At 74.7% G+C, this 15,513-nt stretch carries 13 protein-coding genes; 6 read left to right on the plus strand and 7 right to left on the minus strand.

Going from position 1 to position 15,513, the window contains the following annotated elements; all coding sequences use genetic code 11:
• The first annotated feature begins 71 nt into the window (after positions 1-71).
• Positions 72-1,109: an MBL fold metallo-hydrolase gene (locus tag AB0L25_RS21620; RefSeq protein ID WP_500174423.1), complete on the plus strand. Its 1,038-nt coding sequence runs from the start codon at positions 72-74 to the stop codon at positions 1,107-1,109.
• Between the two features lie 13 nt (positions 1,110-1,122).
• On the opposite strand, the gene AB0L25_RS21625 is transcribed toward AB0L25_RS21620, so the two are convergent.
• Positions 1,123-1,713 carry a TIGR03086 family metal-binding protein gene (locus tag AB0L25_RS21625; protein ID WP_500174424.1) on the minus strand — a complete coding sequence of 197 codons (591 nt, stop codon included), beginning with the start codon at positions 1,711-1,713 and terminating at the stop codon, positions 1,123-1,125.
• Positions 1,714-1,991: 278 nt separating this feature from the next.
• On the opposite strand from AB0L25_RS21625, the gene AB0L25_RS21630 reads away from it, so the two are divergent.
• Together AB0L25_RS21630 and AB0L25_RS21635 are read left to right on the plus strand one after the other, a co-directional pair.
• A complete protein-coding gene (locus AB0L25_RS21630; protein WP_500174425.1) occupies positions 1,992-2,684 on the plus strand; it encodes a pyridoxamine 5'-phosphate oxidase family protein in 693 nt (230 codons plus the stop codon).
• A 95-nt stretch (positions 2,685-2,779) separates the two neighbouring features.
• Positions 2,780-4,210, plus strand: a complete 1,431-nt coding sequence (locus AB0L25_RS21635; RefSeq protein ID WP_500174426.1) for a cytochrome P450 family protein — start codon at positions 2,780-2,782, stop codon at positions 4,208-4,210.
• Between the two features lie 33 nt (positions 4,211-4,243).
• On the opposite strand, the gene AB0L25_RS21640 is transcribed toward AB0L25_RS21635, so the two are convergent.
• Positions 4,244-5,692: an aminotransferase class I/II-fold pyridoxal phosphate-dependent enzyme gene (locus AB0L25_RS21640; protein ID WP_500174427.1), complete on the minus strand. Its 1,449-nt coding sequence runs from the start codon at positions 5,690-5,692 to the stop codon at positions 4,244-4,246.
• Between the two features lie 146 nt (positions 5,693-5,838).
• Between AB0L25_RS21640 and AB0L25_RS21645 the strand changes: the two genes are divergently transcribed.
• Positions 5,839-6,246: a DUF2795 domain-containing protein gene (locus tag AB0L25_RS21645; protein ID WP_500174428.1), complete on the plus strand. Its 408-nt coding sequence runs from the start codon at positions 5,839-5,841 to the stop codon at positions 6,244-6,246.
• Positions 6,247-6,319: 73 nt separating this feature from the next.
• Here the strand turns inward: AB0L25_RS21645 and AB0L25_RS21650 are convergent, their stop codons facing one another.
• The 3 genes from AB0L25_RS21650 to AB0L25_RS21660 form a co-directional block, all read right to left on the minus strand.
• Positions 6,320-8,257: an aconitate hydratase gene (locus AB0L25_RS21650; protein WP_500174429.1), complete on the minus strand. Its 1,938-nt coding sequence runs from the start codon at positions 8,255-8,257 to the stop codon at positions 6,320-6,322.
• Between the two features lie 2 nt (positions 8,258-8,259).
• A complete protein-coding gene (locus AB0L25_RS21655; RefSeq protein ID WP_500174430.1) occupies positions 8,260-9,807 on the minus strand; it encodes an FAD-dependent monooxygenase in 1,548 nt (515 codons plus the stop codon).
• 82 nt (positions 9,808-9,889) lie between these two features.
• Positions 9,890-10,789, minus strand: a complete 900-nt coding sequence (locus tag AB0L25_RS21660; protein WP_500174431.1) for a hypothetical protein — start codon at positions 10,787-10,789, stop codon at positions 9,890-9,892.
• A gap of 292 nt (positions 10,790-11,081) precedes the next feature.
• Here AB0L25_RS21660 and AB0L25_RS21665 point away from each other — a divergent pair, with 292 nt between their 5' ends.
• Complete coding sequence (locus tag AB0L25_RS21665; RefSeq protein WP_500174432.1) at positions 11,082-11,633, plus strand: hypothetical protein; 552 nt, start codon at positions 11,082-11,084, stop codon at positions 11,631-11,633.
• A gap of 2 nt (positions 11,634-11,635) precedes the next feature.
• Here the strand turns inward: AB0L25_RS21665 and murA are convergent, their stop codons facing one another.
• Positions 11,636-12,943 (minus strand): UDP-N-acetylglucosamine 1-carboxyvinyltransferase, encoded by a 1,308-nt coding sequence (gene murA / locus AB0L25_RS21670; protein ID WP_500174433.1) that lies wholly within the window; start codon positions 12,941-12,943, stop codon positions 11,636-11,638.
• Positions 12,944-13,109: 166 nt separating this feature from the next.
• Between murA and AB0L25_RS21675 the strand changes: the two genes are divergently transcribed.
• On the plus strand, positions 13,110-14,285 hold the full coding sequence (locus tag AB0L25_RS21675) for a cytochrome P450 (protein ID WP_500174434.1): 1,176 nt from the start codon (positions 13,110-13,112) through the stop codon (positions 14,283-14,285).
• Between the two features lie 4 nt (positions 14,286-14,289).
• On the opposite strand, the gene AB0L25_RS21680 is transcribed toward AB0L25_RS21675, so the two are convergent.
• Positions 14,290-15,111: an SAM-dependent methyltransferase gene (locus AB0L25_RS21680; protein WP_500174435.1), complete on the minus strand. Its 822-nt coding sequence runs from the start codon at positions 15,109-15,111 to the stop codon at positions 14,290-14,292.
• Positions 15,112-15,513: the final 402 nt, after the last annotated feature.

A 15,513-nucleotide genomic window follows, 5' to 3' on the forward strand; every position in this document is an offset into this window, starting at 1 on the left:
CCGCTGGGAATCGGATATTCGGGATGAAGTAGCGTGCCCCCGAACGAGATTCGAGAAGCAGGGGGCGCGCGGTGACGGCATCGGTAGTGGAGCAGCCGACGGACTGGACCGAACCGGGCGTCCATCCGGTGGCGCCCGGAGTGCACCGGATCCCGCTCGCCCTTCCCATCCCGTCGCTGCACTCCGTGAACGTCTACGTCATCGAGGACCCGGACGGCCTCGTCGTCGTCGACTCCGGCTTCGCGCTCCCCGACACGACGGCGCGGCTGAAGGACGCGCTGCGCACCCTCGGTCACGGGCTGGACGACGTGGCGCAGTTCCTCGTCACGCACGCCCACTGGGACCACTACTCGCAGGCGCTCGTGCTCCGCAAGGAGTTCGGGACGCGGGTGCGGATCGGCCGCGGCGAACGCCCGTCCATCGAGGCGTTCGGCCGGGACGGCGGCCCGCACTTCCGCCAGGTCGGGCTGCTGCGCCGCTGCGGCGCGGACGCCCTCGCCGACGAGATCGCCGGGCAGGAGCGGCCCCCGCACGACCCGGACTTCCCGTCCGTCGTGCCGGACTCCTGGCTGGACGACGGGGAGCGGATCGGGCTGACCGGCCGCGGCCTCGACGTGTTCGCCACGCCCGGCCACACCCGCGGCCACATCGTGCTGCGCGACGCCGCCGCCGGGCTGCTGTTCGCCGGCGACCACATCCTGCCGCACATCTCCCCGTCGATCGGGCTGGAGGGCGAGCCGGAGCCCAAGCCGCTGCGCAGCTACCTCGAGTCGCTGCGGGTCGTCCGCGACATGCCCGACACGGTGCTGCTGCCCGCGCACGGCGCGGTGACGCCCAGCACCCACACCCGCATCGACGAACTGCTGGAGCACCACGCGCAGCGGCTCGACGCGGCGGCCGCGCAGGTCCGCGCCGGGCACGGGACGGCGTTCGAGGTGGCGAGCGCCATTCCGTGGACGCGCCGCCGCAAGGCCCTGGGCGACCTGGACGCCTTCAGCCGGATGCTCGCCGTCCTGGAGATCGACGCGCACCTGGACGTCCTCGTCGACCAGGGCGTCCTGGACGTCCACGAGGAGGGCGGCGTCCGCCGCTACGCCGCCCGCGGCTGACCCGGCGCGGCCGCTACGCCGCGCGCGGCGGGCGGGCCGGGTCCCGGCCGAGGTGCGCCAGCAGCCGCTCGTGCGGCCCGGCGCCCGGCGGCACCGGCAGCGGCGGCGCGAACAGCCCGGCCCGGGTGTCGGCGGTGACCAGCCCGGACGCCAGGTGCAGCAGGCGCGCCGCGAGACCCGGCGGGATCGGGCGGGGACGTCCGGCGGCCCAGGCCGCGTCCCAGCCGTGCACCGCGATCTCGATGGCGCCCGTTCCCGCGACGACGCCGGCGCGCAGCGGGCACCCGCCGATCGTGACCGTGCGGCCCGCGCGGCCCGCGTCCGCCCAGACGGCCGCGAGCCGGACGGCGCCGTCCCGGAACGCCCCGACGGGATCGTCCGGCGGGGGCGCGCCGCCGTCCGGGCCCGTCTCGGGGAACAGCCGCACGGCGCCGGTCGCGGCGGCCTCGGCCAGCGCGTCCAGCGAGTCGGCGGCATGCCGCAGCAGCGTGTCCAGGTCCCACCCGGCGCACGGCGTCGGGCGGTCCAGCGCCGCGGCGGTCACGGGCCCGACCGCGTCCAGCGCGTACGCGATCGCCTCCTCCAGGAGCACCGTCGTGTCCACCCGTGCCTCCCGCCGTAGCACCGTTCCTCTGACCGTTCCGACCGCGCGGGGTCCGGGAATTCACCGTCGCGGCGGCGATGAGTTCCGGCAGCGCGCCCGGTCCGTACGGGCGATGGACATCGGCCGCGCTCGCCGCGATCCCCCGCCCGGACGGGGACGACGACGGGTTCGGGCGGTGAACGGGCGGGCCGCCGGGCCCCGCGGGGGCGACCCGGCGGCCCGCCGGCGGCGGCGGTTACGCTGATCTCCCGAGTCCCGGCGCCGAAGGAGCAGCGGCGATGACGCTCACCCCCGATACCACCGGCACGCCCCCGCGCACCCGTAAGCCGCAGGAGGCCGGCGCGTCCGGGTACGTCGAGGTCGGTTCCGAGGAGGAACTGCGCGAGATGCTGGGCGCCCCCATGCGCCGGGCGATCGACAAGGAGCGCGTCACCCTGCACGCCTGGGACCGCGAATGGCTCGCCCGGTCGCCGTTCTGCCTGATCTCCACCAGCGACGCGGCCGGGAACTGCGACGTCTCCCCGAAGGGCGACCCGCCCGGGTTCACCCGCGTGCTGGACGACACCACGATCGCGATCCCGGACCGTCCCGGCAACCGGCGCGCCGACGGGTTCCGCAACGTCCTGGAGAACCCGCACGTCGGCCTGATCTACCTGGTGCCGGGCCGGGGCGAGACCCTGCGGATCAACGGCCGGGCGCGGCTGCTGCGGGACGCGCCGTTCTTCGACGACATGCTCGTGCGGGGCCATCGCCCGGCCCTCGCGCTCCTCGTGGAGATCGACCAGATCTTCTTCCACTGCGCGAAGGCGCTGATGCGGTCGAAGCTGTGGCGCCCCGACACCTGGGAGCCGGAGGCGCTGCCGTCGCACGCCCGGATCGTCAAGGACGTCCAGTACACCGAGGAGTCGCTGGAGGAGCTGGAGCGCCACTACATCCCGGAACGGTACGAGCAGAAGCTCTACGAGAAATAAGTCGCCGATCCGGGGCGCGCGCGTACGAACGAACTTCGGCGGAGATTTCGCCACAAGCTCCCCAATCCCCGTGATCTCTCTTAGGGTGATGCGTCGTGGAGCCGCAGACCCCCCGAGCACAGTCCCCGCACGCCGACGTCCCGTCCGCGGAGCCGTCCGGGCCGCATCCGCCCCTGGAGGCACTGGCGCAGGTGCCGCTGCTGAACCGCGACTACGAGTCGCGGCCCGCCGCGTTCTACGAGCGGCTGCGCGCCGAGTACGGGCCGGTCGCGCCGGTGAACGTGCTGGGCGTGCCCGTGTGGCTCGTCATCGGCTACTCGCAGGTACTGGACGTCCTGCGGGACGCGCGCGGCGTGTGGAGCCGGCGGGTCGACTCCTGGCGCGCGTACCGGGAGGGGCTGGTGCCCGCGGACTGGCCGATGCTGCCGGTGGTGGAGTCCGACAGCTCCGGCTTCCGCGACGGCGCCGAGTCGACCCGGCTGCGCAGCGCGTGGAGCGAGGGACTGCGGCCGTTCCAGGAGCGCGGGCAGTCCCAGGCCCGGGAGCTGGAGCGGGCCGTGCACGCCTACGCCGACGAGCTGATCACCGTCCTCGCGGAGAGCGGCGGCCGGTCGGGCTGGGCCGACCTGTCCGCGCAGTACGCCCGCCCGCTGCCGCTGATGGTCACCGGCCGGCTGATCGGCTTCCCCACCGACTCCGGCGCCGACGAGATGATCATGGACCTGTGGCGGGTGCTCGACGCGGGCCCGGACGCGCAGGAGGCGTCCGACCGGCTGATGGCGCGGGTCGCCGCGGTGTGCGAGGCGCGGGTGCGCGAGCCCCGCGAGGACCTGCCGTCCTACATGCTCGCCGCCGCGCCGGACCTGACGGCCGAGGAGCTCACCCGGGAGATGGCGATGCTCACCGGGCTGTCGGGCGACATCACCGCGAACCTGATCTGCAACACCATCACGGAGGTGCTCATCGGGGAGACCGGCGCCCGCGACAGCCTCTCGGCCGGGATGATCAAGGAGGCGATCAACCGGGCGTCCATCGCGCACCCGCCCATGGCGAACCTGGCGTTCCGGTGGCCCCGGTCGGACGTGCGGCTCGGCCGGTTCCGGATCGCGGCCGGGGACCCGGTCATGGTGTCCCCCGCCGCCGCGCATCTGGACCCCGCGTTCACCGGCGGCGGCTCCCAGGACTCGGTGTACAGCTCCCGCGCGCACCTGGCCTGGAGCGCGGGCCCGCACGCCTGCCTCGGCCGCGACCTGGCCACCACGATCACGATGATCGCCGTGGAGCGGGTCTTCCACCGGTTCGCGTCGCTGGACCTGGCGCTGCCGCCCGACCAGCTCCCGTGGCGCTCGTCCCCGCTCATCCGGGGCCTGCGGTCGCTGCCGGTGAACTACACGCTGGCGGGGGACTTCGCGGGACGTCCGGAGGCCGAGGCACAGCCGTCCCCGGAGGAGGCCGCCGCGGGCTCGGACGAGCCCGGGACGACGTCGCTGGTGCGGCGGATCATGCGGCTGATGCGCCGCTCCTGACGCCCCGGCCCGCACCGCCCCCAGGCCCGCCGGTCAGCCGATGGCGGCCTCCTCTCGGATGCGCTTCCAGGCCGCGCGGACGTGCGCCTCGGTGGTGGCGGGCGCGCCGATCGCCATGCGCAGCAGCACCCGCCCGCCGACCTTGGTGTGCGTCAGGTACAGGTCGCCGGACGCGTTCAGCCGCTCCATCAGCGCCATCGTCTCGGCGTCCGCGGCGTCGTCGGCGAGGCCGTCCCAGCGCGGCCGGAAGCAGACCAGCCCGAACGGGTGCGGCTCCAGCAGCTCGAACGCGGGGTCGTCGGCGATCGCGGCGGCGAGGTCCTGCGCCAGCCGCACCCCGGTGCGGACGTGCTCGCGCAGCCCCTCCGCGCCGTACCAGCGGATCACCGACCACAGCTTGAGGGCGCGGAACCGGCGGCCGAGCGGCACCTGCCAGTCCCGGTAGTCGACGACGTCACCGGACGCGCTGGCCCGGTTCCGCAGATACTCGGGGAGGATCGACAGGGCGCCGAGGAGGGGTTCGCGGTCGGCGATCCACATGGTGTTGCAGTCGAAGTTGGTGAGCAGCCACTTGTGCGGGTTGGTGGAGTAGGAGTCGGCGTACTCGGCGAGCCCGTCGTTGATCCACCGGAACTCGGGGCAGACCGCCGCGACGCCCGCGTACGCGGCGTCGACGTGCAGCCAGACGCCGTGCCGGCGGCACACCTCGCCGATCGCGCGCACCGGGTCGACCGCCGTGGTGGAGGTCGACCCGACGGTGGCGCAGACCAGCACGGGGAGGGCCCCGGCCGCGACGTCCTCGGCGAGCAGCGCGTCCAGGTGCGCGGGCTCCATGGCGAGGGTGCCGGGGTCGACGTCGACGACGCGGACGTTCGCCGCGCCGATCCCCGCCATCCGGGCGGCCTTCTCCAGGGACGAGTGCGTCTGCGAGCTGACGTAGACGGTGCGGCGGCCGGAGACCCCGTCGCGGCCGGACGCCCCGCCGTCGGCGCGGTGCATCGCGGCGAGGATCGCGACGAGGGCGGCGCCGGACGCCGAGTCCTGGATGACGCCGCCGCCGGGGCCGTCCGAGCGGAACCGGGCGGGCAGGTCGAGCAGCTCGGCGAGCCAGTCCAGGACGCGGGTCTCGAGCTCGGTGCAGGCGGGGCTCGTCGCCCACAGCATGCCCTGGACGCCGAGGCCGGCCGACAGCAGCTCGCCGAGCATCGCGGGACCGCTGGCGTTGGCCGGGAAGTAGGCGTAAAAGTTCGGGTGCTGCCAGTGGGTGATCCCGGGCATCACGACGCGGTCGAGGTCGGCGAGGACGGCGTCGAAGCTTTCGCCCTCCTCCGGCGGGTGCTCGGGCAGGCCCGCCAGGACCTCGCCGGGCAGCGCCCGCGACAGCACCGGGTAGGACTCGATCCGCTCCTGGTAGTCGGCGATCCAGTCGACCACCTGCCTGCCGTACCGGCGGAACTCCTCCGGCGTCATGTGTCCGGCCATCCTGAAACCTCCCGTGATCCTGCGGTCGCGACCGCCCTCGCATCCTATGATCGCGAAAGGGCCGGTAGCCGCATGTTTGGGCACGTCCGCCCGGGAACGATGTGATCGGTAAGCGCGCAGGGAGGACGAAAGAGAGGGCCGTCAACATGCCCGACAAGAGCGACAAGCACGGCGCGAGGCTCGACGACGAGATCGGCCGGGAGACCCAAGGCATGGTGCGCGGCGGCCATTCCACGCACGCGGAGGAGTTCAAGGAGACCGAGCCGACCTCCGACCAGGACACCTGGGAGCCGGCCGAGCGGGGCGGCGACGCCCGCGAGGGGTCCCCGCCCGGGATGAGCGCGTCCGACGTCGAGGACCGCAGCGCGCTGGCGCGGCTGCTCAGCGGCGTCCGCTACCCGGCGCGGCCGAACGACCTGGTCGCGCACGTGTCCGACGCGGGCGGCGGCGAGGACGCCGTCGGCGCGCTGGAGACGCTGCCCGACCGGGAGTACGAGAACCTGGCGGACGTCGCCGAGGAACTCGGCTACGGGCGGGAGGAACGCCGCTACTGACCCCGGGCGGCCCCCGGACCCGCGCCGCGGGCCGGGGACCGCCGCACGCGCGCCCGCCGGTCCGGCGTCCGGGTCAGCGGGCGCGCTCGCGCAGCAGCGGGATCTGTCCCCCGGCCGCGACCAGCTCGAGCTGCCGGGCCGACAGCCGGTGCCGCGCCCTGTACGTCCCGCCCCGCGTGAGGTTGCGGACCTCGACGTCCCCGCCCCGGCGCAGCGCCTCCCGAACGCCCGCGATCCGCAGGACGTCGCCCTGCCCGATCCGCTCGCGGTCGGCCTCGTCGGCGAACTCCAGCGGCAGGATCCCGAAGTTGACCAGGTTCTGCCAGTGGATCCGCGCGTACCCGCAGGCCAGCACCAGCCGCAGCCCGAGGTGGCGCGGCGCGACGGCCGCGTGCTCGCGGGACGACCCCTGCCCGTAGTTGCGGCCCGCGACGACGGCGTGCGCCCCGGCCCGCCGCGCCCGGTCCGGGTAGCCCTCGTCGATCCGGACGAACGCGAAGTCGGCGAGCCGCGCGATGTCGCTGCGGAACGGCAGGGCCCGCGCGCCCGCCTGCAGGATCTCGTCGGTCGACACGTCGTCCCCGACGGTGATCACGACGGGGACCTCCAGGTCGTCCGGGAGCGGGTCGAGGTCGGGCAGCGCCCCGATGCTGGGCGCCTTGTCGAGGGCGACGGCGCGGGCCCGCTCGGGCGGCAGCGGCGCCTCGAACTCGTCCCGGACGGACGCGGCGGCATCCGGGAGCCGCACCTGCGGCGGGTCCATCGGCAGGTCGCGGGGATCGGTGATCCGCCCGGTGAGCGCGGCGGCCGCGGCCGTCTCGGGCGAGCACAGCCACACCCGGTCGTCCTCGGTCCCGGACCGGCCGGGGAAGTTCCGCGGGAACGTCCGCAGGCTGTTGCGGCCGATCGCGGGCGCCTGCCCCATGCCGATGCAGCCGAGGCACCCCGCCTGGTGGATCCGCGCGCCCGCCCGCAGCAGGTCGGCGACGGCGCCCGTCCGGGTGAGGTCGAGCAGGATCTGCCGGGACGTCGGGTTCACGTCGAGCGACACGCCCGGGTGCGCCCGCCGGCCCCGGACGATCGCCGCGACGGCCGCGAAGTCCCGCAGGCCCGGGTTCGCCGACGAGCCGACGACGACCTGGTGCACGTCCTCCCCCGCGACCTCCCGCACCGGCACCACGTCGCCCGGCGACCCCGGCCGCGCGATCAGCGGCTCCAGCGACGCCAGGTCGATCTCGTCCGTGACGTCGTACGCGGCGCCCGGATCGGCGACGATCTCGGTGAAGTCGCCCTCGCGGCCCTGCGCCCGCAGGAACTCCCGCACCCGTCCGTCCGCCGGGAACACCGTCGTCGTCGCGCCCAGCTCGGCGCCCATGTTCGCGATGACGTGCCGGTCCATCGCGGTCAGGGACGCCAGGCCCGGCCCGTGGTACTCGATGATCCGGCCGACGCCGCCGCGCACGCCGTGCCGCCGCAGCATCTCCAGGATCACGTCCTTCGCGCTCACCCACGGCGGGAGCTCCCCGGTCAGCCGGACGCCCCAGATGTCCGGCATCGTGACGTGCAGCGGCTCCCCCGCCATCGCCATCGCCGTCTCCAGCCCGCCGGTGCCGACCGCGAGCATCCCGAGCGACCCGGCGGCGCAGGTGTGCGAGTCCGAACCCGCCAGCGTCGCGCCCGGCACCCCGAACCGCTGCATGTGCGTCGGATGCGACACGCCGTTGCCCGCCCCCGAGTACCAGAGGCCGAAGCGCCGGCACGCCGACCGCAGGAACAGGTGGTCGGCCATGTTCCGCTCGTCGGCCTGCAGCAGGTTGTGGTCGACGTACTGCACCGACACGTCCGTCCGGACCCGGTCCAGGTCGAGCGCCTCCAGTTCGAGCATCACCATCGTGCCGGTCGCGTCCTGGGTGAGGGTCTGGTCGACCCGCATCCCGATCTCGGCGCCCGGCGTCGTCTCCCCGCTCACCAGGTGCGCGGCGATCAGCTTGCGCGCCACCCCGTCCGGCATGCTCAGCTCCCCCTCTCCTCGGCCGCCGCGACCCGCTCGGCGGCGTGCTCGGCGGGACGCCCGCACCAGTGCGCGAGCGCGGCGCGGATCGCGTCCGCCCGCCGGTCCGGCGCCGACTCGTCGGACGCCCACGCGATGTACCCGTCCGGGCGGACCAGCACGGTGCTGCGGGTCGGCCCGCCCGCGACCGTGTGCCGCACCCGCCCGGCCCAGCGCCGCGACAGGTAGCCGACCGCCGGGTCGTTCACCGCCGCCACCAGGACGAACCGCCCGTCGCCGAGCAGGTCGTGCAGCCGCCGGCCGCCGGACAGCCGGACGTCCGGGGCGCGGCGCCCGGTCAGCCGGTGCGCGCCGCGCGGCGCGGGGTAGGCGATGCCGATGCCCGACACCGCCCCCGCGGCCCGCCGCGCGACGGGCCGGGTCGCCGTCGCGGCCCGCAGCCCGGCGTTCCGCAGCCGCCGCTGCCACCGCTTCTCGGCGAGGGCCGCGCGCAGCAGCCCGCCGCTGCCCGCCAGGACCCGCCGCCCCACCGGGTGCCGCTCGTCGTGGTAGCCGTCCAGCAGCCGCGGCGGCGCCCAGCCGCGCAGGTCCGCGGCGAGCCGCCAGGACAGGTTCGCCGCGTCCTGCAGCCCGGTGTTCATGCCCTGCCCGCCCGCCGGCGAGTGGACGTGCGCGGCGTCGCCCGCGAGGAACACCCGCCCCACCCGGTACCGCGGCACCTGCCGCTCGTCGCTGTGGAACCGGGACGTCCACCGCGGGTCCCGCATGCCGTGGTCGGTGCCGAGGGCGCGGCGCGTCACGTCCCGCAGCTCGTCGAAGTCGACCGGCTCGGCGTCGGCGGCCTGATGCGCCCGGTTCCAGCCGATCACCCGGTACCAGCCGTCGCCGAACGGCGCCAGGAACGCGAACGCGTCGCCCGTCCCGCCGACGGTCAGCACGTCGCGCGGCGGGTCGTCGAGCCGGACGTCGGCGAGCATCACCGACCGCACCGCGGACCGGCCCGGGAACGGCAGCCCGAGCGCCTCCCGCACCGTGCTGCCGACCCCGTCGGCCCCGACGACGTACGCCGCGCGGCGCGTCTCCACGGCCCCGGCGCCGTCCCCGTCCCCGTCCGCCCGTCGGACGCGGACGTCCACGCCCGTCTCGTCCTGGCGCAGGCCGGTCACCTCGGCGCCGTGGACGATCTCCGCGCCGGCGGCCAGCGCCCGCTCCCGCAGCACCCGCTCGGTCTCGTACTGCGGCGTGACCAGCACGTACGGGAACCGGCCGGGCAGCCGCCCGAGGTCGAGCCGCGCGCCGCCCGGGAGCACCAGCTCCCGCACGTGCCGTCCGGTCGCGGCCAGCTCGGCGGCGACGCCGCGCATGTCCAGCAGCTCCAGGGTGCGCGCGTGCACCGCGAACGCGCGGGTGAGGTCGTTCACCTCCTCCCGGCGCCGTTCCAGCACGGTGCAGCCGATCCCGGCTGCGGCCAGATCCCCCGCCAGCAGGAGCCCGGTCGGCCCCGCCCCCACGACGATCACGGTTCCGGTCGGCGGTCCGATGGGCGGCATCGCGTCTCCTCTCGCTCGACGGCGGAGACCTCATCCCACGGACCCTTCCCCGGATCGCCCGGCCCTCACGCGGCCGCGGCCCCTATCCGGCGGCGGATCGGGCGTTGCGGAGCAGGATCGAGACGGCCCTGACGGTCGTGTAGCCGCGCCACTCCAGCTCGGCGGCCGGCGAGTAGCTCGCGAAGTCCACCCGCCAGCCGCCGTCGTCCTGCTGTCCCTCGGCGAGCCTGCGCAGCTCCGCGTCGATGATCTCCGGGGCGAACAGGGCGCGGACGGGACGGTCCGGGGACGGCGCGAAGTCGAGCGGCCGCATCATCTCGTCCTCCAGCCCGCCCTCCACGTGGACCATGCCGGACGACGGGACGTGCCTCCCGAGGATCTCGATCAGCTCCGCGTCTCCGGCGGCGTCGGCCAGCGCCAGCGCGAACGCCAGCTCCAGCGCGTGCGGTTCGGCGGCCGCGCGGGCGGCGTCCCGGCAGAAGCGGGTGGCACGGTCCAGCCACGGGTGCGCCGCGACCGCCGGGTCGTGCGCGGCGACGCGCCGCGCCGTCGCCGCCACGATCGCGGTGATCTGCAGCGACGGGACGTCCGGGTCGGCGGACGCCCAGAACGGCGCGCAGCCCGCCGGATCGGGCACGGGCAGCGCGAACGGCAGGCCGCCGTCCGGCAGCGTCACCGACTCCAGCCAGTCGCACAGCGCGACCGCCTCCGGCGCGGTCTCGGGCGCCAGTTCCTCGAACACCTCGAAGGCGTGCAGGGCGGGCCCGGGCTGGCTCGTCCGGGACCGCAGGTCGGGCTCCAGGCCCCACCCGTAGCCGCCGTCGGGGTTCCGGTACGCGTTGAGCGCCGCCAGCAGCGCCTCCCGGTCGCCGTCGCCGGTCAGCAACTCGAAGCGGCGCCGGTCCAGCGGCCGGGCGTGCATGGCCATGAAGTCGGCCGCCCGGCCGATGTCGATGCCGTCGATGTCGATGTCGATGTCCATGGCACCAGCCTCGCCGCCGCGCGCCGCGCGGTCTTGTACGTTCCGGTCATCACCGGGTAAGGATCGGCTCGGCGGGCGACCGGTCGATCACCGGCCGCGGCACACGGCCGCGCTGGTCTGCCGGGCGGCGACGAACAGCGCGTCCGGTGGCTCCCGCGTCGGTGTCTCCAGGGTGGTCCGCGCCCCTGGTCGCGAGCCGGGTACTCACCCGGGCGCGCATGCGCCGCACGTCCGCCGTCGTCCGCCGGAAAACCGGATGCCGCCCCGACCGGCCGCCGCCTAGCCTGACCGCATGGACGTCACCTTCGAGCGGACGGGCCACCGCCGCTACGCGACGATCGTCGCCGTGCCCGGGCGGCCGCCCCGGCGCATGGACCCGGCCCCCGGATACGACGACCACATTCCGCACGACCTCGTCCACTACCTCGCCGAGGCCGAACTGGGCCTGGCGCGCGGCGTCTTCGGGCGCGCGGCCGCGGGCGGCGGAGGCTTCGCCGAGACCGCCGAGGTGCCCGGCGACCGGCGGGCGCGGGCCCGGGCGCAGCGCAGGCTGAAGAAGCGCGAGGCGTCCCTCGGGCGGGCCGACACCGGCGACATGGCCGTGTCCGAGGAGCTCGCCGGGCTGTGCGCGCTCGCCTGGTGGCGGCGCGCCGGGGCCGAGACGCCCGCCTGGGCGGAACGCGTCCCGATCCCGCCCGAGCGCACCGCCGCCGTCGACCGGATCCTCGACCGCCTCGACGAGGCCGCGCGGCTCTGGCACGGCCTCCCCGTCGGCGGCTCCGTCACGTACACGTGGCCGCGCACGGACCCGTCCGCCAGCGCGGGCACGTCCGTCCGCCGCTAGCGTCAGACCGCCACGGACCGCAGCGCGAGGCCCAGGTCGCGGAACTGCTCGACCGGCCGGTGGTAGCCCCGCTCGATGTGGTGCACGCCCCGCAGCGTCGAGGGCCCCTCCGCCACCGCCGCCGCCAGCACCGCCGAGAACCCGGCCCGGATGTCGGGCATCGTCACGTCCCCGCCGCGCAGCTTCGTCACGCCCCGCACGACCGCCGAGTGCAGCGCCGCCGTGTCGTGGTACCGGCACGCCGGACCGCCCAGGCAGGTGTCGTACACCTCGATCTCCGCCCCCATGCTCTGCAGCGCCGGGACGTACGCGAGCCGGTTCTCGTACACGGTCTCGTGCAGCACCGACATGCCGTCGGCCTGCGTGAACAGCACCATCAGCGGCGTCTGCCAGTCGGTGGCGAACCCCGGATGGGTGTCCGTCTGCACCGCCGCCGGGCGCAGCCCGTCCGGCGCCGACGCCATGATCCACTCGTCGGTGATGTCGAACTTCGCGCCCATCCGGGTCAGCGTGGTGATCGCGGTGACGAGCCGGTCCTGCGGGCACCCGTGCACCCGCACCTCGCCCCGGGTGACGAGCCCCGCCACCAGGTAGGAGAACGCCTCGATGCGGTCCCCGCCCAGCCGGGTCTGCGCGCCGCCCAGCCGGTCGACGCCCTCCACCACGATCCGGCGGTCGGGCGCGAACGAGATCCGCGCGCCCATCCGCTGCAGGAACAGCGCCAGCTCGATGATCTCCGGCTCCGTCGCCGCGTTGCGGATCACCGTCTTGCCCTCGGCCCGCACCGCCGCCAGCAGCACCGTCTCGGTCGCGCCGACGCTCGGGTACGGCAGGTCCACCCGCGTCCCGACGAGCCGCGACGCCCGCGCGTGGATCCCGTCCGCCGCGTGCGTCACCTCCGCACCGAACGCGCGCAGGGCCTCCACGTGGAAGTCGACGGGACGCCGCCCGATCGGGTCGCCGCCGACCAGCGGGACGAACGCCTCGCCCGCCTGATGCAGCAGCGGTCCCAGCATCAGGATCGGAATGCGGTTCAACCCCGTGAACGCCTTGCCGACGCTCGGGTCGGACACGGCACCCGGCACGACGGTCACCTCGTCACCGGACCGCTCCACCGCCATCCCGACGTGCTCCAGCATCCCGGCCGTGATCCCGACCTCGCCGACGTCCGGCGCGTTGCCGATCGTGCTCGGCCCGTCGCCCAGCATCGCCGCCACCATGTGCTTGCTGACGGCGTTCTTCGCACCCCGTACCGTCACATCGCCGCGCAGCGGCCCCGACGGCTCGATCTCCCACAGCTTCTCAGTCACCACTGCAGCCTACGACCGGACGAACGCGCCCGCGTCTCGTTCGCGACGGGGCCCTCGCCGTCCGGTGACGTCCGGTACAGGCCACCCGGCCGCGCGGGGTGGCGGGCGCCGGGCGCCGCGGGCGATGCTCGGTGCGGCGATGACGGCGGATCCGCGGAGGCGGCGAATGGGCGTCCGGTTCAGCCTGTACGACCACGGGACACGGCACGACCCGTACCCCGTGTACGCGCGGCTGCGCGAGGAGGCGCCCGTCTTCCGCAACGACGAGGAGGACTTCTGGGCGCTGTCCCGGCACGCCGACGTCGTCGCGGCCTTCCGAAACCATGAACGGTTCTCCAACGCCAACGGGATCCTGCTGGAGCCGTCCGTGTGGGGGCCGGACGCGCACCGGCACGCGTCCTTCCTCGCCATGGACCCGCCGGACCACACGCGCATGCGGGGCCTCTTGGCGAGGGCGTTCACGCCGCGCCGCGTCGCCGAGCTGGAGCCCCGCATCCGGGAGATCGCCCGCGGGCACCTCGACCGGGCCCTGCAGCACGCCTCGTTCGACCTGGTGGCCGACTACGCGGCCCTCCTGCCGATGGACGTCATCTCCGAACTCGCCGGAGTGCCCGCCGCCGACCGCGCCCGGCTGCGGCACCTCGCCGACCAGATCGTCCAGCACGAGGACGGCGTCCGGGACCTCAGCCCCGCCGGCCTCGACGCGATCTTCGCGCTGGGCGGCTACTTCCGGGACCTCGTCGCCGAGCGGCGCCGCGACCGCCGCGACGACCTGGCGTCCGCCCTGGTCGACGCCGCCGACGGCGACGACCGGCTCACCGACGCCGAGATCCTCGGCGTCCTGTTCATCCTGGTCGCCGCGGGCAACGAGACGACCACGAACCTCATCTCCAACGCCTGGTACTGCGCCCGCGCCCATCTCGACCGCCCCGCGGACGCGTTCGGCCGCGTCGGCGACTGGATCGAGGAGACCCTCCGTTTCGAACCGGCGTCCCAGGGCGACGCCCGCACGGTCGTCGAGGACGTCGAGCTGCACGGGACCGCCATGCCCGCCGGGTCCCGGCTGCTGCTGCTGATCGGCGCCGCCAACCGCGATCCCCGCGCCTTCGCCGACCCCGACCGGTTCGACCTCGACCGCGACACCCGAACGAAGATCAGCTTCGGCTCGGGCAGGCACCACTGCATCGGCGCGCACCTCGCCCGCCTCGAGGCGAGGGTCGCTCTCGAGGAGCTCACCGCGCGCATCACCGGTTACGACGTCGACGAGGACGCCGCCGCGCGCATCCCCTCCCCGTACGTCCGTGGTTTCCGGACGCTGCCGACCACGGTCGTCCGCCGCTGAGCCGTCAGCGCTTCCGGCCCACCGCGCCCAGGAAGTGCGTCCGCTCCGGCTTCACCGGGGCCTCCTCCGTCCTCCACTCGGGCACCCACACGACGCCCGGCTCGACGATGTCGGTGCCGCCGAAGAACCGCTCCACCGTCCGCGGGTCCCGCGAATGGATCGCGGAGGTCGAACGCCGGTACACGCCCTGCGCGTGCTCGGACGTCCCGTCCGCCATCCCTCCCTCGTACCCGTGGGAGATCGCCAGGTGGCTCCCCGGCGGCAGCGGTTCCATGAGCCTCGCCACGAGGTCGAACGGATTCTCCTCGTCCCCGATGAAATGCAGGATCGCGACGAGCAGCACCCCGACCGGCTCGTCCAGGTCGATCAACTCGTTCAGCCGCGGATCGGCGAGGATCTCCTCGGGGCGCCGCAGGTCTCCCCGCACGACGGCGACGTCCGAGTTCGCCTCGAGCAGAGCCCGCCCGTGCACGAGCACCACCGGATCGTTGTCGACGTAGACGATCCGCGACTCGGGGCGAATCTCCTGCGCCACCTCGTGCACGTTGCCCTGCGTCGGCAACCCGGCCCCCACATCGAGGAACTGGCGGACACCCGCCTCGGCCATGAACCGGACGGCGCGCCGCAGGAACGCCCGGTTCGCGCGGGCCGCCACCGGCGCCTCCGGCACCGCCTTCATGATCTCTTCGGCGGCCTGCCGGTCGACGGCGTAGTTGTCCTTGCCGCCGAGGAAGTAGTCGTAGATCCGCGCCGGCGTCGCCACCGTGGTGTCGATCCCACCCGGCCCGGTTCCCGCCGCCTCGTGCTCCTGAATCTCCTCAGTCACACCGGCAGCCTAGGAGATCACCCCTGGCAGAATCCATTGCCCGCAACACCGAGAGAGGACCGCTTCCACATCACAGAAAACCCTTATTGCCGCCTGCCGACAAGCGAAACGAGCCCCACCGGAGCCAGGAGCTCCCGTTTCACTCGGGAGCATGGCATCAAAGCATCCAATTGCAATCAGAGGCCGCGCCGGCGCGGAAAAGTGTGGGCACACCGGCACGGCCGTATTCCGCTTTCACGGAACACCATAATTCTCCCGCAGCCGACGTTGCGTCACCGTTGCAGGAGCGAACCCCGCCCCCACAAACGAGAAAGGCCCCGCCGAAAATCGGCGGGGCCTCCCTGCAAAAAAGGTCCGGCGGCGTCCTACTCTCCCACACAGTCTCCCATGCAGTACCATCGG

This window comes from Spirillospora sp. NPDC052242 (assembly GCF_040679555.1).
Classification (GTDB): Bacteria; Actinomycetota; Actinomycetes; order Streptosporangiales; family Streptosporangiaceae; genus Spirillospora.

Bases quoted from the DNA above. Each gene is read 5' to 3' on its own strand.
- AB0L25_RS21665 (WP_500174432.1), top strand. From the start codon at position 11,082: ATGGACGTCACCTTCGAGCGGACGGGCCACCGCCGCTACGCGACGATC.
- AB0L25_RS21655 (WP_500174430.1), bottom strand. From the start codon at position 9,807: ATGCCGCCCATCGGACCGCCGACCGGAACCGTGATCGTCGTGGGGGCG.
- AB0L25_RS21640 (WP_500174427.1), bottom strand. From the start codon at position 5,692: ATGGCCGGACACATGACGCCGGAGGAGTTCCGCCGGTACGGCAGGCAG.
- AB0L25_RS21645 (WP_500174428.1), top strand. From the start codon at position 5,839: ATGCCCGACAAGAGCGACAAGCACGGCGCGAGGCTCGACGACGAGATC.
- AB0L25_RS21650 (WP_500174429.1), bottom strand. From the start codon at position 8,257: ATGCCGGACGGGGTGGCGCGCAAGCTGATCGCCGCGCACCTGGTGAGC.
- AB0L25_RS21660 (WP_500174431.1), bottom strand. From the start codon at position 10,789: ATGGACATCGACATCGACATCGACGGCATCGACATCGGCCGGGCGGCC.
- AB0L25_RS21630 (WP_500174425.1), top strand. From the start codon at position 1,992: ATGACGCTCACCCCCGATACCACCGGCACGCCCCCGCGCACCCGTAAG.
- AB0L25_RS21675 (WP_500174434.1), top strand. From the start codon at position 13,110: ATGGGCGTCCGGTTCAGCCTGTACGACCACGGGACACGGCACGACCCG.